Below are 25,070 nucleotides of genomic sequence, written 5' to 3'. Positions count from 1 at the left end.
TATACTCCCAATTGTTATATATATGATAACCACCACTGGCTATGCGTTAGTTTATAACGGCCATACCAGCGGCAAGGAAGATACATTAGCGCTATAACACCCATCCAACTCAAGTAAACCGCCCAAAGGGGAATGCCGAAACCTGGAGCCGCCCAAACCGGCGAAGACTCCTTAAAATTTAATGGTATACCTGCCAACACAACACCTGTAACGTTTATAACGCGCAGCAGGGCCAAATGGCTTATAAAATAAAAGTAGGGTACATTACCATATACCACACAAAAGCGTGTAACCCGGTTGCTGATACCCTCGGTATACGATAGTAATAATAGTATGGGGCCAAGCGTCATCAGCATAAACAACAGGGATGGCGTTTGCTTGCTGGCATTAATAAATGATAGTAGCGTATGTGCTGCATTGCGTTGAACGGCCCAATGCGACGGGTCGCCGTAGTGATTGATAAGCCTTAATATTATAAACAGGGAGATAAATGCGCATCCTGTTAGTCGTAACACTTTGCGCCGTTTTTGCGCGTCGTATCCCGTTGTATAAAGCCCCCCAAAAACATAGCCCAGCAACAGTGCGCCCGTCCATGGGATGGCAGCATATATGGCAAAAATAAACCGGTTAGTTCCTACTGGTATCAATGCACCAACGCCATTTAGTAATATAGTGGCAAGGTTACCGGCAATGCCATCTTTAGGCAGGTTAGCATTATCTAACAGGTTATGCCCCGCGATGATCAAAATGGCTATTACCGCTATAAATGATTTAGGCAAACGTATAAACAAAGCTAAAACTATCATACCAAAACCTGTGGCCCATAGCACTTCCAGCACCGGGAAATGGTATTGCACATCAAAGCTAAAAATGAGGCTGATAATTAACAGGTCTGAAAGTATTAGCCAGGCACCCCTTGTTAGTAAAAAGGCAGTCATTTGGCCGGGTGTGCGACGTTGCGCGGCCAGGCATGCCGATACACCACTCAAAAAAACAAACGTTGGCGCGCAAAAGTGGGTTATCCAGCGGGTAAAAAAGAGTATCACGGTTGTGCGCTGTACATCCAGCGGTGGCGGCCCTGCAAGGTGTAAAAAATCGCGGGTATGGTCAAGCGTCATCACTATCATTATGAGCCCGCGAACCATGTCTATCGACTGTATACGTTGTTTCATCAAACTAAAGATAGGATAATTTGATTACCGCGCATAATGCCGCGTTTGTCATGCTCAACTCATAATAAATAATATTGGAATGATTGTTCCAATTTGATATTACATTTGCGGAACGAATATTCCAAATAACAGAAATTAAATTGATAAAACATGAAAAAGTTAGAAAATAAAGTAGCCGTAGTAACAGGTGCCTCAAAAGGTATTGGAGCAGGCATAGCCAAACACCTGGCCGCAGCCGGTGCAAGTGTAGTAGTAAATTATGCCTCTGCCAAAGAAGGTGCCGAGCAGGTTGTTGCCGATATTGTTGCTAATGGCGGCAAGGCGGTAGCCATACAAGGCAATGTAAGCAGCGAGGCTGATATCACCCGCCTGTTTGCTGAAACTGCTAAAACATTTGGCCAGGTTGATATATTGGTAAACAATGCAGGTATATACAAATGGGGTGCTATTGAAGAAATTACCGCCGAAGATTTCCATGCGCAGTTTAACACCAACGTACTTGGTTTGTTATTAGCCACAAAAGGCGCTGTAAAAAACTTTAACCCAAATGGTGGCAGCATTATTAACGTTGGTTCGGCAGTTAGCAATATTACACCTGCCGGTAGCGCTGTTTACACCGCTACTAAAAGTGCGGTAGATGGTATTACCCACGTTTTGGCTAAAGAGTTAGGCGGCAAAAATATCCGCGTAAACTCTATTAACCCCGGAATGGTAGAAACTGAAGGCACACACACTGCAGGCTTCATCGGCAGCGATTTTGCAGCCGAACTGATAAAAACCACACCATTAGGCCGTTTAGGTCAGCCGGATGATATTGCCGAAGTGGCGGTATTTTTAGCCTCAGACGATTCGCGCTGGTTAACCGGCGAATTGCTTTTGGCAAGCGGTGGCGTAAGGTAATACCCGCCCCCAAACACAAAAAATGATTTAAAATGAATAGCTTTGCTTTAACAAGCAAGGCTTTCACCGTTTATGGCACGTACAAAAGATTTTGATGAGAACGAAGTGCTGTCAAAGGCTATACAGCTGTTTTGGCATAAGGGATATAATGGCACCTCGATGCAGGAACTGGTAGACGGGTTGGGCATAAGCCGCTCCAGCCTTTACGATACTTATACCGATAAACATACCCTGTTTATGAAAGCGCTGCAAAGCTATCAGCAAGCAGGTACAGCCAATATTGAGGCTATAATTGAGCGCGGCCTGCCTGCTAAAGATACCGTTGCCAAACTATTGGACCTGGCCACCGGCGACCTGATATGCGACCAGCAACAAAAAGGCTGCTTTATGGTTAACGCCGAGGTAGAGGTTGCCCCGCACGACCCCGAGGTTGCCGCAGTGGTATGCCACAACGACCAGCTAATGGAAGAGGCATTTTTCAGGGTGATAAAAGAGGGGCAGCAAAGCGGCGATATACAAAACAAACAAGATGCCCGCGCACTGGCGCGCTTTATTTTTAATTCTGTAAAGGGTATGCGTGTTTCGGCTAAATCAACTAACGATACGGCCATCTTTAAAGATATCATCAGGCTTACAATAGCTATTTTAGATTAATATTGTCCCCTCTGCCTGTCTAAAAACCAACTAAATAAGCTCCAGTGTTGCCTTATCCTTCTCGCCTTTAAAAAACTTTTTAAGCACTTCTTCAAACACCGTGTCGGCACCCGGCACCAGCGAAAAAAGAGTCATGCTCGATCGCAGCTTCAGGTCATCGGGGCTGCCCATTATAGCTGTGGCATTGTTGCCCGGCAAACTAAGCAGGGCGTTACTTATCTCGATGATGCGCTTGCCCAACACCGGATGCGCCAGGTAATCAGCAGCTTCACTCAGGCCGATAATAGCATAACGTTTCGCCATGTCGCTATAGCCCAACCCTCCTATCTGCGGAAAAATATACCACATCCAATGGCTGCTTTTGCGGCCGCGCTTAATTTCGGCCAAAGCTGTGGTATAATCCCGTGCCTGCGCCGTCAGGAAGCGCCAGAGTGTGCTGTCACTTGCCATCAACTGCCTTTTTATCATCCAGCTTGGCAAAATGCGCCCGTGCCTGCTTTAGCCCAGTTGCAATCGCTTCGCCTTCATTCCCGGTGGTTTTTAACACTTCGTTGGCTATCTCGGTGGCTTTGTCCCTTATTTTTTTGGGCTGATTTTTATACGATGGCGGGTAATCGCCGTTATACCATGGCATATCTTTCCTCCTTTGTACCTTATAACAAGCGAAAAAGAGATTTGATTGCAAAAAGACGATAACTGTTGATAGCCGCCGCCTTTTGTATGTTTAACCGCTATGTAGATGGGCTGGGCACATCGGCCCCATTGGACAGGCAGTTTTATGTGAACCGTGCGCCGCAACGCGCAAACGCAGGCTACCAAAGCAGCGTATTTAAATAGCCTATGGGTAACATAAGCCCTTTTATTGAGGTAATTGTTTGAATTTTATAACTTTTGGTTTGAAATGTATAACTACTTGGTAATTAAACACTGTATCTTTAATTAAAAAAATGGCTTATGATCACTTTAACAGTTAATGGGCAGCGCCGTGAAGTAGCTGCTGATCCGAATATGCCCTTGCTTTGGGTCATCAGGGACCTGCTTGGATTAACAGGTACCAAATTTGGTTGCGGCGTAGCGCAATGCGGCGCATGTACGGTGCATTTAAACGGCGAAGCTGTACGCTCATGTGTAACTAAAGTGAGCCGGGCCGAGGGCCAACAGATAACCACTATTGAAGGCCTGGCGCTTAATGGCGACCACCCATTACAATTGGCCTGGCAAGAAGCGGATGTACCGCAATGCGGCTATTGCCAGTCGGGCCAGCTTATGTCTGCTGCCGTTTTGTTAAAGGAAAATCCCAATCCTACAGATCAGGATATTGATGATGCCATGTCAGGCAACATTTGCCGCTGCGGCACTTATACGCGCATCCGGAGCGCCATACATCAGGCTGCCAAGATGCAGCGGGAAGGGGTTAAATCATGAATCGCCGTAATTTTATACAATCAGGGGCGTTGCTGGGCGGTGGCCTGCTGGTTTCCTTTACCATACCTCAGGCAAATAAAATGGCTGCCCTTGCCGCCAGGGCTACAGAGGGTGCCTTTGTCCCGAATGCTTTTTTAAAAATCGGAACAGATAACAGCATTACTGTTTATTTAAGCCACGTAGAAATGGGCCAGGGCATATGGACAACCCTGCCAATGTTACTGGCTGATGAACTGGATGCCGACCTGGATAAGATAAAAATAGAACACGGGGGGCCTGCTAAAGCCTATAACCACAACGTTTACGGCATACAGATAACCGGTGGCTCAAGTTCTACCTGGTCTGAGTTTGACCGTTACCGCAATGCCGGCGCAACTGCAAGGGTTTTGCTTACGCAAGCGGCAGCGCAACGTGCCGGTATTGCCATAACCGATTGCCGCACGGAAAAAGGCTACGTAACTGCCGGCAGTCAGAAATTCAGCTATGGAGACTTGGCAACAGAGGCGGCGAAACTTCCGGCTCCTGCAAAAGTGCCTTTAAAAGCGCCTGCCGATTGGAAGTATATTGGTAAAAGCCCTAAACGTAGAGATTCGCTTGCTAAAACTAACGGGCAGGCACAATTTGGTATAGATATACAATTCCCCGGCCTTTTAAGCGCCGTTGTTGCCCATGCGCCTGTGTTTGGCGGTAAGGTAAAATCGTTTGACGCATCGAAGGCTAAAGCGGTACCGGGCGTTGTACAAGTTGTACAGATACCTACCGGCATCGCCGTTATTGCCGATAACTTTTGGGCAGCGCAGCAGGGCCGCAAATCTTTACAAATAACCTGGGACCACGGCCCCGGCGTAATGCTGAATACAGCTACCCAAACAAAGGCGTATAAAACCCTGGCTGCAACAAAAGGCTTGCCTGCACAAAAAAAAGGCAATGCCGATACAGCCTTGGGCAAGTCGGCAAAGGTGGTATCGGGCGAGTATGTGTTTTCCTACCTTGCACACGCGCCTATGGAGCCGTTGAATTGTACGGTAAAAATAGATAATGATGTATGCGAGATATGGACAGGAACCCAAATGCCGGGCATCGATCAAAAGAACGCGGCCACTATATTAGGTTTTAAACCCGAGCAGGTGAAGATCACCATTCCGTTTTTGGGTGGTGGGTTTGGCAGGCGCGCTGCACCAACATCCGACTTTGTAACAGAAGCTGTTCATATCGCTAAAGCTTCCGGCAAACCCATCAAAATGGTATGGACACGCGAAGATGATATGAGATCGGGCCATTACAGGCCATTTTTTGTCCACAACGTAAAAGTTGGGTTAGATAACGGGCTTCCGGTAGCCTGGCTGCATAACATTGTCGGGCAATCTATAATGGGCGAAGCTAAAATATTTGGCCCTGCACCAAAGATAGACAATACATCAGTGGAAGGTGTTAAAGAGTCTCCCTATCTTGATGCCGTTCCCGATCATTATGTGGGGTTGCATACAACCGAAGAGGTTGTCCCCATCTTATGGTTCCGCTCGGTAGGTAATACCCATACTGCCTACGTTATGGAAACCATGGTTGATGAACTGGCGTATGCTGCCAACCAAGACCCGGTGGACTACCGCATAAAGCTACTAAAGGACCATCCACGCCACCTGGCCACGCTAAAACTGGCGGCCGAAAAAGCCAACTGGAAAAAGAAACTACCGGCAGGCCGGTTTAAGGGAGTTGCTGTCCACGAGTCGTTTGGCAGTTACGTGGCTGTAATAGCCGAGGTTAGTATCAATAATGGCTTAGTGAAGGTGCACAAAGTAGATTGCGCAATTGACTGCGGCCTGGCAGTGAACCCCGACGGCGTTAAGGCGCAAATGGAAAGCGGGGTAATTTTTGGCCTGACCATGGCACTATATGGCGAGTTGACCATAAAAGACGGGCAACTACAGCAAAGCAACTTTTACGATTATCGCATAGCACGCATGAACGAGTCGCCCGAGATAAATGTGTACATCGTACAGAGCAGCGAAAAGATGGGTGGTGCCGGCGAGTGCGGCGTGCCGCCAACCGCGCCGGCCATAGCAAACGCTATTTTTGCAGCTACCGGCACCCGTATTTATAATTTACCCATAGTTAACCACAAACTGATACAAAAGGCATGAAAAAGTTAAACATTATAAGCTTAATGGCATTCACTGCCTGCATAATTGTGTTATCTTTCAAAGCCGACGACAATAAGCATGCTGCAAGTTTGGTAATGCGTAAAGACAGTGTAACATCTGTAAAAGCCTTTAAACAGGTTTACACCGTTTTGATGAGTTCGCGCTGTATGAATTGCCACCCGTCGGGAAATATCCCCCTTCAGGGAGATGACAGCCACTTGCACACCATGGCACCAAAAAGGGGCGTTGATGGCAAAGGCCTTTATGCCATGAAATGCGCTAATTGCCACCAGGCTACCAACACGCCGGGCCTACACACGCCACCGGGTAACCCAAACTGGCATTTGCCGCCGGCAAATATGAAAATGGTATTCCAGGGCCGTACGCCGCGCCAACTAGCCAAACAACTAGTTGACCCTAACCAAAACGGGCATAAGAACATGCAGCAGCTGATCGCCCATGCTGATGATGGCCTTGTACTTACCGGCTGGAACCCCGGCGAAGGGAGAAAGTTACCACCAATGAGTCACGCGGCATTCAAAAAAGCCTGGATAACCTGGTTAACCACCGGCGCATATGCACCGGCCAAATAGTTTTTACCGGGCAAAAAAATAAAGATTTTACAGCAACAGGTGCAAAATACCGTAAACGCACAAAGCCGCTTCACGAAAGGTAAAGCGGCTTTTTTGTTGCTGCTTTTTCCGTTTAAAACATCATTTTAAGTATACTTCAAAATTGGCGTTTCACATGTGTTTACCACATTTTCTCAAAAAGCATCAAATTGGTAAACAAGTAACGCATAGGTGCTTACAATAGGGTTTGGAAGCATATTTTTGTGCACCCCTATGTAATACAGGCAATAAATAGTATCGTGCTATTTTTCACTGGACTTTATTTATCAGCTTAAAATGAAAAAAGTATTGATGCTTTTAGCAGCACTGTTTTTGAGTGTAAAAGTATTTAGTTATGAGTATATCATTGCGTCTAAAACCCACACTACACAACCGGATACTTGCAACCCCATAAGTACATTGCCCTGCACGCAGGTTAAGGTTGCATTACCCTTTAGCTTGTCATTTGATGCGCCGGCGGACGCTACCATTTTGGATAAAAATGGCTTGGGCACCGGTTTTAGAACGGTAAATACTTACTCCGGCACCCGGCTGGCCGCCGATGGACAATCATCAAATCCGGGTGTGCCGGGTTACGAGCCCTCAAAAATCACCCTTGCAGCCGGCCGGCTGCAAATAGTTGCAAACAAAGGGATAGATTATCTGAAAAATAATAATCAACTTAACTTACTTGGTGTACAAATACAATCGGGCGGAAAACTGCAGCTGGATGTAAAAGTAATTAATCCATATAATGGCACTCAATCGCAACAGGCGGGTATATGGTTTGGCTTAAATGATAAATGTTATATTAAACTTGGCATTACAGGCAATAAGGTAGAGTTACGGAAAGAGTATAACGATGTGTCGTCCACCGTAACCGGAAGTACCAACCCTGATCAGCGTATTACGGGTGTGATCAGCGGGCTTAACGCTACCACAGTATCCCTGCGGCTCGTGATCGATTCGGTGTCACAAACGGCTGAAGGATTTTATTCGACCAACGGCAGTGCCTATATCAGTACAGGTAAAACCGGTTATACCAAGGCAAGCGTTAACATTTCGGAAATGAATGTTACCTCCGGAATCGTATACGCGGGTTTGTTTGCATCTTATAGAAACGGAACCAGCCCGGTTACCTATACTTTTGATGACTTTAATATTCAATCAATTGTAATACCTCCGTTTAATGGCTGTGCCCCCTTAAGTACTTTGCCCTGCGCATCGCTACAAGTAAACTTGCCTTTTGAGCTATCATTTGACCAACCGGTAAGCGGCACAATTGAAGATAAAAGTAGCCAGGGCACCGGTTTTACCACGGTAAATACTCTTTCGGGTACACGTAACGCTGCTGATGGTCAGCCTTCAGTAGTACAGGTTCCGGGATACGAGCCATCAAAAATTACGTTAGCAGGCGGGCAGTTACAGCTGGTATCCAGCAAAGGAATAGATTATCTGACCAATAACAATCAACTTAACCTGCTGGGGGTAGAAATCGCCGCTACCGGGCGTCTTCAATTGGACGTAAAGCTGATTAAACCCTACAATGGTACGCAATCACAGCAAGCCGGGCTTTGGTATGGTTTGAATGATAAAACTTATATTAAACTTGGCATCACCGGTAACAAAGTGGAATTGCGGCGGGAATTAAACGATATATCTTCAACTGTGGCGGGCACCGCCAATCCCGACCAGCGCATTACGTCTGTTATAAGCGGGCTAAATACAAATACAGTTTCCCTTAGGCTGATCATCGATTCGCTCGCCCAAACTGCCGAGGGCTTTTATTCAACAAATGGCACCACTTACATTAGTACAGGTAAAACCGGTTATGCAAAGCCGGGTGTCAGTATTTCGGGAATGGGTGTTACTTCGAATACGGTAACCGCAGGCATTTTCGCTTCTTATCGTAACGGAACAAGCCCGGTAAGTTATAACTTTGATGATTTTGCTTTAGCCAATACTGCCCCGAAACAACGGAAGCTTACCTTCTCAAAAGATACATTAAACTTCACAGTTATCCAAGGGGGGCAGATCATACCACAATCAGTTAACTTAATTGCAACCCCGGCTACTTCAGCGTTTACATTAACAAAAACAGAGGCAAGTTGGCTTTCATTGCCATCCAATCCAACTTCGACCATAACTTTAGGCCCCGAAAATATTAACGCCGCTATAGCTCCTGGCAGCTATCAGGCGCTTATCACCGGCACGGCAGACGGGTACACACCGGCAAGCTTGCTGATAAATCTAAATGTGATAGAAGGTATTACTAATAAGGCTATCAATGTTAACTTTCAAGCCGTGCAAACGGTGCCCCCGGTGGAGTATGTTGTAGACTATGGGCAGGCTTATGGCGAGCGTGTTAGTACAAACCAAAGTGTGGGTTTAACTTACGGCTGGAGAAAAAGGGCAGATAATACGCCGATTAATTTGGTAGGTAACGGGCGGTTACGTACCCTGCCCGAAGACATTTTACTAGCCACTTTATTTCATATGCAGCCTAACAATATACCCGGTAATTTTTCGGGGGTTAAAATAGAAGGCTATTGGGAATTAAAAGTGCCCAACGGCACCTATGATGCAACTGTATCTGTTGGTGATGGCTCGGTTTCGAGCGCGCCGGAGATACATACGCTGAACGTAGAGGGTGTTAACGCCATAAATCAGTTTGTACCTAAAGGGAAGGCCGGCGACATTGGAAGATTTAGTTCAAACACCATAAGGGTTACCGTAGCCGACGAGAATTTAACTATAAATGCCGACGGTGGAACAAATACAAAGATCAATTTTGCCAATATCATTCCGGTTACTACAGCACCATATGTTTACTGGGCGGCAGCCAACCAAAATATCATCATAGAAAAAGGCACAACCTTTAATAAATCATTTTCTGTTGTATTGGGTAGTTCCGACAACTTAGCTAACGCCTACAGCGTAACCGCAGAATACACTAATAACACAACGCCATGGCTAACTTTTAACTCGTCGCCCTCGGGCGCTCAGCCTGCTATCAGTTTCAATTATTCGTCAGCCAGCGCTCTTCCGTTAGGCACATATTACGCTACAGTAAAGGCAACGTCTGGCTCTTATACCAGTGCAACGTTTACCATTCAGCTAAACGTGGTTGACGGTACAAGGCCTTATGTTATTTCATCCAATCCGGCAAACGCATCTACAAAGGTTAGCCTAACCACTGTTAGTATCGCGGCTAATAATTTGCATGTACCACCCGTAGCAGGCTTTCCCGGCGGCGTTGATAACACTACTATAAACGATACCACTGTAATGCTTTATAAGTATGCAGATACAGCGCTGGAAAAAGTGTCGGGTACAGTACAGGGTACCGGTGGGGGCGATGCCATAAGTTTTTCACCAACAAATAGTTTAGAGGCTAACACAAGGTATAAATTCGTTATTACCTCAAACGTAAAATCACATTCAGGGGCAGCTTTTACACCATTTGAAGCTACGTTTACAACCGATGCTGCAAAAATTGATTCAAGCCAGTTCTTATATGCTCAATTTAAAAAAGTCGCTATCCCGGGTACGCAAAATATTAAATATTCATCGTTAGCGTTTGGGCCCGATGGCAAGTTTTATGCGCTTAGGCTTAACGGTATTATTGAACGATATGATGTTAACCATAGTGATGGCTCATTATCTAATAAAAAGACCATCGGCACACTTTATAATAAATACGGCGAGCGCACAGCTATTGGTTTAGCATTTGATCCCCGGTCTACATTAAGCCATATTATTTTGTGGGTAACGCACAGCTCCGGTGGCTTAGCCAATGCACCGGCTTTTGATGGCAATATATCCCGCCTGGAGGGCGACAGTTTACAAAATGAGACGCTGATGATTACTAAGCTCCCGCGATCTACCAGGGACCATATGGTTAACAGCCTGGCGTTTGGCCCGGATAGCGCTTTATATATTTGCCAGGGAAGTAATAGTTCGGCAGGCGAATATGATAACGATTGGCAACGTAAAGAAAGTTTATTATCCGGTACGGTGCTGCGTTTAGATATCAATAAGCTAAATAGCGCTTCCTTACCGCTTAATGTACAAACAAGTGCTGATCAGGCTGTGATCAATAGCGCACCCGCTGCATCGCCAACCATGAGCGACGGTACCTACAACCCTTATAGCAGTGTTTCGCCATTAACCATTTATGCCTCAGGCGTGCGTAACGCTTTCGACCTGGTATGGCACTCAAACGGCCAGCTGTACGTACCGGCCAACGGATCAGGAGGTGGTGGTAATTCGCCGGCCTCTGTAACTGGTACGCGGCGGCCCGACGGTACTTTTTATAATGGACCGATGATACCTGCCACCAATAACATCAAAGTACAGGACGACTGGTTGTTCAGGGTAAATCCGGCAAAGCCTGTGGGGTATTACGGCCACCCCAATCCCCTTCGTGGCGAATATGTGATCAACAGGGGTTATGCTGATAATCCGTTGTACTCGCCGGCTATAGTGGCAGATTCACGTTACCGGCCTGCGTTTGATTTTGGACTAAACCATTCTCCTAACGGTGCTTTAGAATATAAGAGTAACAATTTTAATGGTGCGCTTAAGGGTAAACTACTAGTTTGCCGTTTTAGCGGTGGCGGGGATATTATTGTATTACAACCGGGATCAATGGTAAAAATTGATAGTGCCGGAAGTAATGATCAGGTTTATGATATAGTTAAAGCAACAACAGGATCGGGTAATATGGGGCTTGTAGGGATGTCGGGCTTTACCAACCCTTTGGATATTGTAGAAGATGTTACTAACGGCAACCTTTATGTAATTGAGTTTAACTGGAATGACAATACTAACCTTACGGGACAGATAACGCTGCTAAAAGCACAAGATCAGCCCAGTAAGCCAATGGGCTTGCTTGCCGTTGCCGCCAGTCCCGAGGTTACTGATAGCAAATCGGCAAATAAGAGTTTCTGGATAACTATAATGAACAAGGGTGAAGGTATTTTGAAGGTAAAAGACATTAAACTTTACGGAAACGGCGCACCGAGTTTCAAAATTGCGGGTGTGCCTTTGCCAACTAACAAAGAACCTTTAGCGTTGCAAAAAAATAGTGCACTATCGTTCCGGCTGAATGTGACCGGGAAAGACCTGGGCAACACTATGGCTAATTTGCGGATTACAACTCTAGAAGATACTGTAAAAGAGTTGCATTTGAGCCACCGTATGGCAATTGATACCCCAAGCGATAAAGACATTAGAAAAACTGAATACAATGCGCTTAACAAATCCGAGCGCAAACTATTGGTATATCCAAACCCAAGCAACGGCGGTCCTTTATCTATCAACCTGCAGTACTTTAATAAAAACGAACCGGTAGAGTTGTTACTTTATGACGGCAACGGGCGCTTACTGAAAACCATAAAAGCCGTTACAGATTTAAATGGTGAATTCAATACAACATTTACCATAGAAAAGCAGAATCAATCCGTAAGCTTTTATATAGTTAGGGCAGTTTACGCGTCGGGGTCTAAATACGCGAAACTCATTGTAACACGTTAAGCAACATTGATCTTGCCTTCAGCCTGCCATCTAATAACGGTTTAAAAGTGAGAAATTGTTCCCTGCCTCATACTCAATCAGGTCATCAACCATAACAAAAAAGCACCAATTACAATAAACGTTATTTCGGGTTAAAGCACCTTTTTAAATTTGTATACCAATTGTACACCAAAAAATTCTTTATATGAATAGCAAACTTACCCGGCCCGCGGCTTTTATTTTGCTTGTGGCATTAAGCGCTTGTAATAAGCATGCTGATTTACAACTCGACAATGCTGTTGAAAAGTCAAACAGCACGGCCGCACTGGCCGCCGCAGCCGTTGTTCCAAATACGGTAGTGACCATTGCAGGGGCCCGCAATTCAGCCGGTTTTGTCGACGGGCCTGCCAAAACAGCACGCTTTAACTCGCCCGAAGGAATACAGCTAATGCCGGATGGGGCATTGTACATTGCCGACGCAAATAATAACGCCGTACGTAAATTGACTACCGATGGCGACGTGTCAACGTTGCAGCTACAAGCACCTCCCGACGGGCAAAGCTTAAGACCTGCATTTGTGGGTGTAGACAAGGCAGGAGAAATTCATATTATAAGCAACAATGAAGACCAGGCAGGTTTAACTTTCATCTACAATGCAAACGAAAGCATAACAGCCGAAGACGGGTACACGTATACTTACTTAGGGCCACTGGCTAAAGACCCCTACAACGATTTCTTTTATTTTGCTGAAGGTACGCACATTATTAAGCACCTGGTAAATAGCCAGGGCACTATTGGAACAGAACCTGTGAACTTTGACAGGACCCTGCTCACAGATGATGAAGCCCGAAGGGGGCAATTCTTCTCCGGCTTGTTCGTTGGCGGCAACCGCGTTATCTATTTTGCAACACCCGGCCGCCTGTTCAAATACACACCCAGCGGCGTTACCGAACAGCTATACCCTGCCTTAAAACCGGGTGCTATCACTTCTATAATACTAAATAAAGATAGCCGGACCATGTACCTGGCAGCCAGCGGAAAAATAGAAAAAATTGAAGGGGGTAAGTTAACCGTGCTTGCCGGGCCAAATGCTACAACGCCCGATGGCCGCGATGGCGTAGGCTTAAAGGCCGATGTTAACGCATTTTCCCTGGCACTTGGCGACCATGAAAACAGCATTTATTTTTCAGACACCAAAACAAATACTATTCGCAAACTAATGCTCAAGTAAAGGTCCGTTTTTTAAAGAGAACCCTTGCACTATTGATTTTTAGCTGATCTTATCGGCAAGCAGTATAGCAATGGCTTCTTTCCCGCAATTTACGTGCAGTTTCCGGTAAGTATTCCTTAAATGCGACCGGGCGGTATCATAGGCAATATTCATCTCGTGGGCTATTAATTTAACGCTGTAACCCTTGGTCAGCAGCTGCAATATCTCGGCCTCGCGATTGGTCAGATCGTACTTTAATTGTGCGCTAATACCCTGCTTAGGTGCTTTAAATGAGTTAATTACTTTTTTAGCGATCAGCGGTGACATGGGTGCCCCACCGCTTAAAACGTCCTTTATGGCATCAAAAAACTTCTCTGGCGAAGTCTTCTTTAGTATGTAGCCATCGGCCCCGGCGCATATGCTTTTAAACAGGCGGTGGTCGTCTTCAAACTGGGTATACATGATAATAGTGGTCTCGGGGCGCATCTCTTTCAACTCAGCAACAGCTGTAATGCCGTCTTTACCAGGCATATCAATATCCATTATAACCAGATCGGGCTGGGCGGCCATTACCTGTGCTTTAACATCCATAACGTTGTTAAAATCGCCCACTACACGGTAGTTTTGGGCGTTTAACAGGTACACCAGCGAGTTACGCAGCGCCTCGTTATCCTCGTATATGATCAGCTTCTGCTCCATAAGGTAAATCGTTTGCTTAGGGGTATAGATATGTTATAGCAAGTGCCTTTATCTGAGCTTATTACCAGCTGACCATTGCACTTATCTACCCTGCTTTTTATATTATGCAAGCCGTTACGTCCCTTACTTTTAACAACCTGCGGGTCAAACCCTTTGCCATCATCGCTTATGTATAAGTTAAAACCCTTTTTGTCGGTTTTTATATTGACAAGTACCTTTTGCGCGCCGGCATGCTTGCGGGTATTGTTTAATATCTCTCTGAATATCAGAAATATATCCCGCTGCTTCTCATGCGACAAGCCATCGCCTGAGAAGTTGTCGGACACATTAATAGTATAGTCCATATCATAATTGTCGAAGAGCTCACCTGCATAGCGGCGCATACGCACAGGCAATGTTCCCTTGTCGTCGGGGTTGGTTTTCATATTCCAAACAATCTCATCTAATGCCTCTGTAGATGCCAGTAGTTCCTCGCGTATATTGGTGATATGGTTAACCGTGTTGCCGTTATTTGACTGCCTTAACAACTCGGTTTGAAACTGTATATTGGTAAGCCTCGAGCCAATATCGTCGTGCAGGTCGCGGGCTATCGAGCTGCGAATTTTATCAAGTTCGATGATCGCCTTTGCCTCCTGTATGGCCCTATTGCGGTAGGCAGTGATAATAATAAACAGCAATAATAGCCCTGCAACCGTTATAGCAGCGTATTTAATGGTATTTTGCCGACTCAGGTCGACTTTGTTAATCCGCTGATCTTTCTTAAGCAGTGCAATTTCCTGTTCTTTACGTTCGGCTTTAAAGCTTTCTTCCAGTTTTTTTACTTGTAGGGTAAGGTCGGTGTTTTGTATATTGTTAATGGCTTTATGGTACATATTGCTGTAAACCAATGCCTTTTCAAAATCTTTGTTATCGGTATAAAATTTAATTAAGTATTTATAGTCATCCACTTCCTGCTGTTTATCGCCCTTTTTTACCGCAGTAGCAACCGCTTTAAGCAACTTGTCTTCCGATTGCTTTTTTATCAGGTAGCCGGTTTGCAAATAGGCTATTTTGGCTTCTATAGCTGTTACTACTGCTTTATCACCACCTTTTAGGGCAACCTCTTTTGCCTTTATATAATAATCCATGGCATCCTTAGGCTTATCCATTTCGGTATAAGTATTGCCGGTTTCGGTAAGTATACCGGCCTCTTCAGCGGTTAAGTTCATGTCGCGGGTTACTTGTAGGGCACGGTCAAAATTGATAAGGGCCTCATCGTAACGCTTTAAGCCCCTGTAAATACTGCCCAGGCCCAAGCCTGCCGATGCCACTCCACGCTTGTCATTCAATATCTTTTTTAGTGCCTGCGCTTTTAACGCGTAGGGTAGTGCTTGTTCAAAAAGGCGCAGCTGTGTAAAATCTTCAGCAATAGATTGGTAACAAAACGATTCGCCTTTTTGGCTGCCTATTTTTAAAAATAGCTTTAGCGATTGCAGGTGATAAATAAGGGCTTTTTTAAAATCACCCAGTTTAACATAGGCGTTACCTATGTTAAGGTTTTGCCCGGCAGCTGCTTCGGGCACACCTGTCTTTTCGCTTAATGCCAGCCCGGCTAACAGGTGCGGCATGGCCAGTTTATAATTGCCTTCGTTTTTATAAAGCAACCCGGCGGCGCTTTCATAGTTGCCTTTTATCTTATATCCATTAGGGTTATCAGCTACAGTGTTATCGGCTATAACTTTGGCTCTATTTAAAAAGTAGTGAGCGCTGTCGGGTTGTCCCGTATTATAATATATGCTTACCAATTGTGCGTAGGAGGCACTTAGCGGCAGGGTAGCGTTTAACTTAGTGGCTAGCTTTATGGCAGCATATAAGTTATACTTAGCCATATTCATATCGTAGCGGGTTAGTGCCACACCTAAACGGTATAAACTTAGCGCTTCGTCGTCGTTACCACGGTGATAGGAAATTATCCTTTTTAAACTATCAATTGCCGGGCTTTGGGCCTTTGCTTTTAGTGATATAATAATCAATAATAATACTATAAGCTTAAAAGCGCGCATCACAATAATTTAGGGGATTTAACTCTTCTAATGTAATAATTATTGGCGGTTTAATATTTAAAATATATGCTAATAAACGCCTCATTGCTATTGTTTCATATTATAATACAGATGAACTCTAATTTATTATTAGATCTTTTGGATTAGTATTGTTAAAGAATTGTTGGCATCAGGCAGGTAATATCACCCTAAAAGATGATTTTTTATGAAAACTGCTTAAGGTAGCTTTGGGGAAATATAAACAGTATTAAAGTAGCAAATGCGCAAGATATTGTATGATAATAAATACCAAACCCCTAATCATGCTAAAAAAACTACCTTTCAAATTTAAATATCCATTATTGGTATGGTTATTTAATATGCTTGCCGGCTTAACAGTTGCACAACAAAAACCGGTAATAGTAACCCACCCACGTATATTTTTAGATGCGGCTACCAAAACAGCTATGCTTGCAAAAAAAAATGCCAATGATGCAAACTGGCTGGCTGTGTTAGCCGATGCAAAAAAATATCTGCCGGGTAAAGTAATCGAATGGAATGAAACTACTGCATCCGACTCTAAATACTACGGTACTGCCGATATTTTTTATTCGTATTGCGGCAGTAGCTGGGAAGACGCAGCCATTACACTTGGCTTTGCCCACCAGCTAACTAAAACAAACAATGCTGGAGCCAATCCAACGGCTTATTCAAATAAGCTTTTATTGTTGGCTGATGTAATAACAAAAGCTTATAAAGCATATCCGCCAAATAGTAATTACAAACCAAATATTTTTCAATTTAATAGCTCGTATGCAACACGCCATGTTGGCAAAACAATGGCCATTATATACGATTGGTGTTATAACGAACTTGGGGATAAGCGTAAGGCCGAAATGCTTTTTGTAATGAAAGATTGGTACAAGTTTATGAGTGCGGTGCCTTATCGCTTAAACCAATTGCAGGACGACCCTACCGGTAATTACTTTGTAGGGCATCTGATATGTGCCGGATATATGGGCCTGGCTATAGGCAGTGATGATGCGCTATCAAAAAAAATGATCGATTTTTCGAGGCAACGCCTTTTGGGTACACCCGGAAGTTTAAATACCAATACGCAAACATATGCCGAAACAGCTAACGCCTATTTTACCCAAGCCATAAAAGGTGGTTTACCTTCGGCCGCTTCTAAATCATATCTGGGGCCTAAAAGTGTTTTGGCAGCACCACAAAAGGATGGTATACCGGTACAAGGCTGGTCGTACGGTGGCGAAACCAGCAATTTTTTAATTGATTTTACTATGGCGGTAAAGAGCGCCACAGGCGAAAATATGCTACAAACCGATGCTGCTTTTAAACAATTTTTCACCAAGGAGACCGAAGCTTTAATACACTCTTACACGCCAAACCGCTTTCAATATGATAACAGTAATGATAATGGCTCGTTTTTAGGTTGCACAGCATCTTATGGCCTGCCTTTGCGTTTATCGGCATTGTTAGAAGGTAGCACGGCGGGGTCTAATATTGAATATTTCCGCAAGAATGTGATGTTACCGGTTAACTTGTTATCGGGTAATAAGGGTTACCAAGCCTTAAGCTGGGAAAAATTATTGTATGAAAAGGCGCGTACAGCAACAGCGTACACTTTTAAACCCTACTACCCATTGGTAGATGTTAATGTATACAAGGCTATACCCAAAAACACCGGCCTTAATAAGTTTTATATGCGCAGTAACTGGGGTAAAACAGCAACATGGGCAACATTAGATATGGGTGCTGCTGTTTACGACCAGCATAATCATAACAATGCCGGGCATTTTAAGATCATTAGAGGCGATAGCCATGATGGGGATGACCATTTGTTGGTAGCGGCTAATGAAGTGGCTAAGGCAGGCGGAAATGGTATTGACGGGCCAACCAATTACTCTTATACCAACAGCTTTAGCAACACTTTGTATTTAAACGACTTTAATGATTATGATTCGGCCTATCCGGATTATGTTGGAATGGCCGGGGGGCAAACATCGTCAGGTTACGACGAGCCAACTAACCAGGAACAGAATGATAATTTCTCCTATTTCCGCTCAGATCTGACCACTTCCTATCTGGTGGGGTACGATAATCCGGATACTACAAAACGTACATTACGTTATTACTACCGATCGTTTTTATACCTGCGTAATTCGGATGTTTTTGTGGTGTATGATAAGTTTTTGGTAAAAAATAGCACCAACAAATTAGGCCAGTATAAAAAACACCTACGCTGGCATTTTTTGAATAAGCCGGTTATCAGCGGAAACAATATTACAGCCACAATGGATAATTCAAAGTTATATATCCATACGGTTATCCCCGCTGCCCTCAATATAGTAGCTGTTAACGAAAATAACAATCCAGATAATGCATTTGGTAGCGATGTTAGTTACATATTTAATACCAATACATGGCGTGCCGAAGTTACTGCGGCAAACAATCCACTTAAGCAGGATATAGTTACAGTGTTGCAACCTGGTGCAAAAGCATCGGCAGAAATGAAAACAACAGCTATTAAAGCTAATCAGAATACGATGGAAGGCAGTGTAATTGAGTTGAATGGTAATACAGAGGTTGTTATGTTTAATAATAACATAGCTAAGTACCCTTTGCCTATTACAAATGTTTCATATAAATTTACAGGTACAGCAGGAGCTACCCATACTTTATGTGGTTTAGACCCAAACCAGTTATATAAAGTATCCTATTCTGGTACAACGGTAACTGTATCAAAGTTAGCCACCGGTACCGAAAAAGCTTCCCCATCAGGAGTGTTACGTTTTACTCAAAAAAAGGCCGGTATTGTAAGCGGGCAGGTAATGGCAGCACCGGTTGTTCGTGCGGCGGTATCACCTAATGGCGATGGAATAAATGATGTCCTTATTATTGACGGTATTAATAACTATACCGACAATAAATTAATTGTGATGGATAAAAACGGGACAAACATTTTTGAGGTGTCGGGATATGATAATGCAGGAAGATCATTTGACGGGCATTCCGGCAAGACTAAAGCAGTACAAAAACCCGGCACCTATTTTTATGTGCTTGAATACAAAGAAGAAGGCGAGATAAAACACATAGCCGGATACTTTTTATTAAAGTATTAATTTTAACACCTTTAAAATCGCCTTGATTGTAATACAGTCAGGGCGTTTTGTTTGATATCTGAGAAGCCTTCCGCAAAAAGAGATAAATAACGGTTATTTTTTCTGTGGGGGATCGCTACCCCGTATATCCGGCTGCCTAGACCGGAATGGTAAGAAGGCTCGTAATGTATATACACATAACCGTTCAGCTCCCGCATGCATTCGTGATAAGTCGCTATTAAGGCGGTCTTGCTATACGCCATTACCATCTTCCTGGCAATAAAAAAAAGTACGACCGTACCAGCGTCGCTGCCAATGGATGAATAGCCCGAAAAAGAGGCTGATGTGCGCCTATTAATAAGCCCCCTAATATCCTCTCTAGTTCTCAAAACCCGTCCGGCATCGCTATTCCATTTACCCGCGTCGCATGCGTCTGGCAGACAGGTAGGTAATCGACATGTTTTCCGTTAACAGTAATACGAATGTAAATAGACATCCCCTACTCATTTCCCGGTTGCAAAATAGATGTTAGGATATATGGAATTAATTTTTTATATTAGGTAGGCAACCCTCTGCAAAAAAATGAAAAATTTTACAGCAACAAGTGCAAAATATTGTAAAAGCACAAAGCCGCTTTACGAAAGGTAAAGCGGCTTTGTTGTAGTAGCCCGTAGGGGAATCGAACACGACTAAAACCCTATTGACTTACAATACTTTATATGGTTTTCGATAAACTACGCACCGAATTACTAACCATTTTCTTGATGCAAATTAATTACAAATCTTACTATATAAAGATACGAAATATTGGGTTTGAGTGCAATTTAATCTAAGAATTTTGTTGATGCTCACTCTGATTATCCGCTCCGCACGCTAAGTCGCACACCATCCCTTTTTCACCGCTTAAGCAACCAATAGCGCGAGCCGGATAAATAGTCAAGGCCGGGCTACAGCTGAAAAGAAAAACACACTAGCCCGCTCTGCATGGCCTTTACTTTTTATTTGGGCGATGGGATATCTTTGCGGATGTGGTGAATATGGGATTATTTATTTTATAAAAGGATATTCTGGCTTAGATTGACCGGCTATTCCGCTTGCGACTGATCTTATAATTAAAGAATCTTTGGTAAAATTGAGTTGACTTCGATTATACAATTGATAAGATTACTTAATTGCTATCCAACCATCCCATTGATAAACGTCTCTACAAAATCTTTGATGCGTATTAATATGCTATCACCTCTTTTCTTACGAAATAGCACACTCGGCTTTTCCCCTTCTATTAAATCCAGTAAATCATCTCTTAATGGTTCTCTTTCTGCAAAAAGGTAATCTTCAATCAATTTTTCTGTTTTTTCCTTAGAAAGCTTTTCTTCACTGATTAGCTTTTCAAATGCTAGCTTCTGTTCTTTATCCCAAAACTTGTCAAATTCCGTTGTTACTTCATCTGTATCAGTGATGAGTGGTAAATTTTCTTCTATAAAACGTTCTATCAATTCGCGTTTACTGCGTAAGGTGGTTTCTGTTGACAATAAATTCGCAATCTCTCTCTTAGTTTTTTCTATGTCACCTTTATTTTGCGATTTAAGTTTAATTAACAACTGAATAATATAGTTTACATTGATCTCATCGCGATGGATAAGCTCCAGTTCAAAATCGACATCTTCTAAAATGGATACCTTTTCCTTTTCATGCTCTTTTTTTACCTTGTCGTGTAAATCAAGATACTTGCTTTTAAAATCTTCAAACTCCTGCTCGGGCATTTGCAAATCGTCCCATGTAAAATCGGCAAAAGAAATTAGTATGTTTTTTATGCGCATTAGGTTTCTGAAAGCCTTTACAAATTCAAGTTCGTCATCTTCACTTTGCAAATCATTTACGTCACCTGGCGATGGCGTAATTTCCTTCAATTTTTCAAAAGCTCCCTCAAACTCTTTGGCATAGTCTTCATAGGGCTTCATTATGATAACCTCAATCGCATCCTTGTTGCTAAACAAAGTTATAGCTTCATCTGTCCTGTTTTTAAGGTTACGAAAGGCTACAATATTCCCTTGCGATTTTCGCTCATCCAAGATCCTGTTAGTGCGACTAAAAGCCTGAATCAAACCGTGGTATTTAAGGTTTTTATCTACGTATAGCGTATTTAAGGTTTTACTATCGAAACCGGTTAAAAACATATTCACAACCAATAAAACATCAATTTCCCCTTTCTTAACACGTTCAGAAATGTTGTTATAATAATTGTAAAAGCTTTCACTGTCTTTAGTACTATAGGCACTACCAAACAAGGCATTATAATCGCTAATAAACTCATCAAGTTTTTCCCGGGTGTGTGGCCGCAGATTGTATAAAACTTTCGGTTCCTGGAGTACCGAAACCTCTTCAGGGATAAAACCGTTAGCCTCGGCATCATCTTCGTTATTGGCATAACTAAAAATAGTCGCTATTTTTAATTGATGGGCTCTCTCATCTTTTCTGCGTTTGAAAATTTCATAGTATTTGATCAGGGTCTTTACACTATCAACACAGAACATCGCCGTAAAACGTTTACTTTGTGTTTTCCGATCATGGTGTGCGATAATATAATCGGTGATTTTTGTTAATCGGCTTGTGTCTTCCATCAACTCCCGAGTATCAATATCTTCAACTTCAATATCTATCGCAGTTTCGCGGCCATCTTTGTGTTTGTATCTGCCTACATATTCTATTGAGAACTTTAATACATTTTCATCACGAATAGCATCTGTGATTACATATTTATGTAGGCAATCTTCAAACAGATCTTTCGTGGTACGTTTGCCTAATTCATTTTTATTAGCATTATCGGCAAAAATAGGCGTACCCGTAAAGCCGAATAATTGGCTATTATTAAAGTAAGACCTGATACGTTGGTGCGTTTCACCAAACTGACTTCGGTGGCATTCATCAAAGATAAACACAATGCGTTTATCTTTTAAGTCGGTCATTTTACTTTCGTACCGTAATTTACTGATAGCAGTGTTTAATTTTTGAATAGTAGTTATGATCAATTTTGAGCTTTTATGTTCGCCCTTTTTATCTGCATAACTGTCAGTAAATTGCTTAACCAGGTTGTTGGTATTATCGGCACCGTCTATGCTGCCCTCTTGAAAGCTATTAAACTCTTTAGCGGTTTGATAATCCAAATCTTTCCTATCAACGACAAAAACCACTTTATGAACTTGTGGAAGGTTCATCAATATTTGGCTAGCTTTAAATGAAGTTAAAGTTTTCCCGGAGCCTGTAGTATGCCAAATATATCCGTTTTTATTACTGCTCTTTACCCGTTCAATTAAAGCTTCTACTGCATAGTACTGGTAAGGACGCAATATCATTGGTATTTTATTAGCTTCGTTAAGCACTATGTATTTGCAAATCATTTTACTGACATGACAAGGCTCTAAAAACGCATCGGTAAAGTCGGTTAAAAGATTAGTAAGGCGCTTGTTTGTTGTATCCGTCCAATAAAAAGTTTGTTTAAAGTCCTGATAACGGTTATTGGCGAAGTATTTGGTATTTACGCCGTTGCTAATTACAAATACCTGTACGTATTGATATAAGGCGTAATTAGCATTAAATGAATGCCTTTGATAACGATTAAGCTGATTAAAAGCTTCTTTCATTTCTAAACCCCTGCGCTTCAACTCTATTTGAATTAAAGGCAAACCATTTATTAGTAAAGTAACATCGTACCTGTTTACATATTTGCCTTCCTGAGTAACCTGGTTAGTTACCTGGTATTGGTTTTGGCACCAATGTTCGGTGTTCAAAAATTCAAAATATAGATTATCGCCATTATCTCGAACAATGTGTTGTTTTTGACGCAGCGTTTTGCCCTTTTCAAAAACAGAGCCTTTACTAAGAATGTTGAGTGCCTTATCAAACTCAGCCATTGAAAAACTGATATTATTGTGCTTTTCTAATTGAGATTTAAGGTTTTGAACCAACGCTAACTCATTGGATAACAAAACATATTGATAACCTAACTTTTTCAAGTTGGTTATCAATTGTTCTTCTAATATTTGTTCGGATTGTTTTGGCATATTTATGATAAAGCCTTTAAAGATAGCAAATACAGCCAATTACAAATCCGTCAATTTTTACCCTAACGCCTTAAACATTTGATCTATACATTTTTTCTTTTGCTCTAAATTAGGATGTACATATAAATTTAGTGTAGTGGTAATGTTTGAATGTCCTAACAGCACACTGACTGTCTTATAATCGCACTTGCCTTCGATACACCTGGTAGCAAAACTATGTCGCAAGCCATGAAATTTCAGGTCGGGCATATTCAGTTCTTTCATTAAATTTTTATAATAACTTCTATACGTCCGAGGTTCGGTAGGCTTCGCGTCGTTGGTCAATACAAAAAATGAATTGTTTACTATCTTTTTTAAGGGTTTTAGCATCCTTAATAGATCTCGGCTCATTGGAATAGATCTAATTGAATTTTTAGTTTTAGGGGTATCTAGAATTATTTCCGTTTTACGATCACCATCCTCTATCAGATAAATGCGCTGTATGGTTTTTCTGATATTAATAACGCCATTATCTGTATCAATGTCTTCCCAGGTAAGGGCGCAAACTTCACCAATTCTGATGCCTGCACTTAAACAAATGTATACGCCCACGTTGCGAAATGTAAAGTGTGTTTCTATATAACTCATCACTTTTTTCTGATTAGTTCTACTCAATACCTCGATGTTATGTTTTTCGCGCTCTGTAGGGAATTGAATATCAAATGGGATATGCTCGAAGTATTTGTTCTTTGCACCGAATTTCAGCACCATTTTCAGGACAATTAAAATATCCTTGATCGTCTTCTGACTTAATCCCTGCTCCAATTTTTGGAATACAAAAGTTTGAACTTCGGCTTCCTCAATTATTTTTTTATCGCCGAATGCAGGCAATAAATGATTTTCTATTAAGAGGACATACGCCGAAAAACTTGATTTTTTTACGTACTGTTTTTTGTCGGTTTTCCATAGACTAATTAATTGTGCAATCGTTTTTTGTTCGTTCATGAGATTTTGGTTAAATGATTATAAAAATCTCAAAAGTTACACAAAAGAGAAATTCAGGCACTTAGGTTCCAAATTTGAGATTCCCGGGGTTTGAGGGGGAGTGGGAAGATAATTCATTAGGCGGAATATGTAAAATGCAGGCTGGTAAGTTTGTTAGCGCCTCCGAAATACATAATGAGTTGCAAGATGGATTATTTCCTTGCTATGGGGGTAATGGTTTACGCGGATATACAAAATCGAATAATCAAAAGGGACTATATTCCTTGATTGGACGTCAAGGCGCACTTTGTGGAAACGTTACACTTGTTGACGGCAATTTTCATGCTACTGAGCATGCGGTAGTAGTTACGCCGAAAGACAATATCAATACTTTAACGTTGCATTACCTGTTAAAACATCTCAATTTAAATCAATATGCAACTGGCGCAGCCCAACCAGGTTTGTCTGTTCAAAATTTAGAGAAAGTTGAGGTGAAAATCCCCAAATTAAAGCCTGAGCAACAAAAAATTGCTTTAGTATTAAGTCGAATAGACCAACGCATCCAAACTCAAAG

15 protein-coding genes and 2 pseudogenes are annotated in these 25,070 nt (G+C 42.6%); 10 read left to right on the top strand and 7 right to left on the bottom strand.

From position 1 onward, the window contains the following. Positions 1–14 precede the first annotated feature (14 nt). Positions 15–1,172 (bottom strand): DUF1624 domain-containing protein, encoded by a 1,158-nt coding sequence (locus FFF34_019390; protein ID TSD62286.1) that lies wholly within the window; start codon positions 1,170–1,172, stop codon positions 15–17. A 150-nt stretch (positions 1,173–1,322) separates the two neighbouring features. Between FFF34_019390 and FFF34_019385 the strand changes: the two genes are divergently transcribed. Both FFF34_019385 and FFF34_019380 read left to right on the top strand, forming a co-directional pair. Further along, positions 1,323–2,072, top strand: a complete 750-nt coding sequence (locus FFF34_019385) for a glucose 1-dehydrogenase (protein TSD62285.1) — start codon at positions 1,323–1,325, stop codon at positions 2,070–2,072. 72 nt (positions 2,073–2,144) lie between these two features. Continuing rightward, entirely contained in the window at positions 2,145–2,726 is a 582-nt protein-coding gene (locus FFF34_019380; GenBank protein TSD62284.1) for a TetR/AcrR family transcriptional regulator, read from the top strand. 30 nt (positions 2,727–2,756) lie between these two features. On the opposite strand, the gene FFF34_019375 is transcribed toward FFF34_019380, so the two are convergent. Both FFF34_019375 and FFF34_019370 read right to left on the bottom strand, forming a co-directional pair. Then, positions 2,757–3,176, bottom strand: a complete 420-nt coding sequence (locus FFF34_019375) for a DUF1810 family protein (GenBank protein ID TSD62283.1) — start codon at positions 3,174–3,176, stop codon at positions 2,757–2,759. Further along, positions 3,166–3,360: a hypothetical protein gene (locus FFF34_019370; protein ID TSD62282.1), complete on the bottom strand. Its 195-nt coding sequence runs from the start codon at positions 3,358–3,360 to the stop codon at positions 3,166–3,168. Before FFF34_019370 ends, FFF34_019375 begins: the two co-directional genes overlap by 11 nt. A gap of 62 nt (positions 3,361–3,422) precedes the next feature. Between FFF34_019370 and FFF34_019365 the strand changes: the two are divergent. The 6 genes and pseudogenes from FFF34_019365 (at position 3,423) to FFF34_019340 (ending at position 13,651) form a co-directional block, all read left to right on the top strand. Next, positions 3,423–3,563: pseudogene (locus FFF34_019365) on the top strand (carboxymuconolactone decarboxylase family protein). A 117-nt stretch (positions 3,564–3,680) separates the two neighbouring features. Continuing rightward, positions 3,681–4,151, top strand: coding sequence for a (2Fe-2S)-binding protein (locus tag FFF34_019360; protein ID TSD62281.1), 471 nt, complete (start codon positions 3,681–3,683; stop codon positions 4,149–4,151). Further along, positions 4,148–6,292, top strand: a complete 2,145-nt coding sequence (locus tag FFF34_019355; protein TSD62280.1) for a xanthine dehydrogenase family protein molybdopterin-binding subunit — start codon at positions 4,148–4,150, stop codon at positions 6,290–6,292. Before FFF34_019360 ends, FFF34_019355 begins: the two co-directional genes overlap by 4 nt. 92 nt (positions 6,293–6,384) lie before the next feature. Then, positions 6,385–6,885, top strand: a pseudogene (locus tag FFF34_019350) (cytochrome c). Positions 6,886–7,200: 315 nt separating this feature from the next. Next, complete coding sequence (locus tag FFF34_019345) at positions 7,201–12,441, top strand: hypothetical protein (GenBank protein ID TSD62279.1); 5,241 nt, start codon at positions 7,201–7,203, stop codon at positions 12,439–12,441. Between the two features lie 184 nt (positions 12,442–12,625). Then, entirely contained in the window at positions 12,626–13,651 is a 1,026-nt protein-coding gene (locus FFF34_019340) for a hypothetical protein (protein ID TSD62278.1), read from the top strand. A 39-nt stretch (positions 13,652–13,690) separates the two neighbouring features. Here FFF34_019340 and FFF34_019335 read toward each other — a convergent pair whose 3' ends face one another. After that, positions 13,691–14,329: a response regulator transcription factor gene (locus FFF34_019335; protein ID TSD62277.1), complete on the bottom strand. Its 639-nt coding sequence runs from the start codon at positions 14,327–14,329 to the stop codon at positions 13,691–13,693. Next, entirely contained in the window at positions 14,314–16,371 is a 2,058-nt protein-coding gene (locus tag FFF34_019330) for a tetratricopeptide repeat protein (protein ID TSD62276.1), read from the bottom strand. The genes FFF34_019335 and FFF34_019330 overlap by 16 nt, the downstream gene beginning before the upstream one ends. Positions 16,372–16,646: 275 nt before the next feature. Here FFF34_019330 and FFF34_019325 point away from each other — a divergent pair, with 275 nt between their 5' ends. Next, the gene (locus FFF34_019325) at positions 16,647–19,493 is read left to right on the top strand and encodes a hypothetical protein (GenBank protein ID TSD62275.1); all 2,847 of its coding nucleotides are present in this window, start codon (positions 16,647–16,649) and stop codon (positions 19,491–19,493) included. A gap of 1,154 nt (positions 19,494–20,647) precedes the next feature. Here FFF34_019325 and FFF34_019320 read toward each other — a convergent pair. Beyond that, positions 20,648–23,533 (bottom strand): type I restriction endonuclease subunit R, encoded by a 2,886-nt coding sequence (locus FFF34_019320; GenBank protein ID TSD62274.1) that lies wholly within the window; start codon positions 23,531–23,533, stop codon positions 20,648–20,650. Positions 23,534–23,590: 57 nt separating this feature from the next. Next, positions 23,591–24,517 (bottom strand): site-specific integrase, encoded by a 927-nt coding sequence (locus FFF34_019315; GenBank protein TSD62273.1) that lies wholly within the window; start codon positions 24,515–24,517, stop codon positions 23,591–23,593. Between the two features lie 134 nt (positions 24,518–24,651). Here FFF34_019315 and FFF34_019310 point away from each other — a divergent pair. Next, the coding region (locus FFF34_019310; GenBank protein TSD62272.1) for a restriction endonuclease subunit S at positions 24,652–25,070 on the top strand (419 nt) is incomplete at its 3' end.

It is taken from the genome of Inquilinus sp. KBS0705 (assembly GCA_005938025.2).
GTDB lineage: Bacteria > Bacteroidota > Bacteroidia > Sphingobacteriales > Sphingobacteriaceae > Mucilaginibacter.
Note: the sequence above shows the minus strand (reverse complement) of the source record. Positions and strands in the feature narration are given on the sequence as shown.

Bases quoted from the DNA above. Each gene is read 5' to 3' on its own strand.
- FFF34_019390 (TSD62286.1), bottom strand. From the start codon at position 1,172: ATGAAACAACGTATACAGTCGATAGACATGGTTCGCGGGCTCATAATG.
- FFF34_019385 (TSD62285.1), top strand. From the start codon at position 1,323: ATGAAAAAGTTAGAAAATAAAGTAGCCGTAGTAACAGGTGCCTCAAAA.
- FFF34_019380 (TSD62284.1), top strand. From the start codon at position 2,145: ATGGCACGTACAAAAGATTTTGATGAGAACGAAGTGCTGTCAAAGGCT.
- FFF34_019375 (TSD62283.1), bottom strand. From the start codon at position 3,176: ATGGCAAGTGACAGCACACTCTGGCGCTTCCTGACGGCGCAGGCACGG.
- FFF34_019370 (TSD62282.1), bottom strand. From the start codon at position 3,360: ATGCCATGGTATAACGGCGATTACCCGCCATCGTATAAAAATCAGCCC.
- FFF34_019360 (TSD62281.1), top strand. From the start codon at position 3,681: ATGATCACTTTAACAGTTAATGGGCAGCGCCGTGAAGTAGCTGCTGAT.
- FFF34_019355 (TSD62280.1), top strand. From the start codon at position 4,148: ATGAATCGCCGTAATTTTATACAATCAGGGGCGTTGCTGGGCGGTGGC.
- FFF34_019345 (TSD62279.1), top strand. From the start codon at position 7,201: ATGAAAAAAGTATTGATGCTTTTAGCAGCACTGTTTTTGAGTGTAAAA.
- FFF34_019340 (TSD62278.1), top strand. From the start codon at position 12,626: ATGAATAGCAAACTTACCCGGCCCGCGGCTTTTATTTTGCTTGTGGCA.
- FFF34_019335 (TSD62277.1), bottom strand. From the start codon at position 14,329: ATGGAGCAGAAGCTGATCATATACGAGGATAACGAGGCGCTGCGTAAC.
- FFF34_019330 (TSD62276.1), bottom strand. From the start codon at position 16,371: ATGCGCGCTTTTAAGCTTATAGTATTATTATTGATTATTATATCACTA.
- FFF34_019325 (TSD62275.1), top strand. From the start codon at position 16,647: ATGATAATAAATACCAAACCCCTAATCATGCTAAAAAAACTACCTTTC.
- FFF34_019320 (TSD62274.1), bottom strand. From the start codon at position 23,533: ATGCCAAAACAATCCGAACAAATATTAGAAGAACAATTGATAACCAAC.
- FFF34_019315 (TSD62273.1), bottom strand. From the start codon at position 24,517: ATGAACGAACAAAAAACGATTGCACAATTAATTAGTCTATGGAAAACC.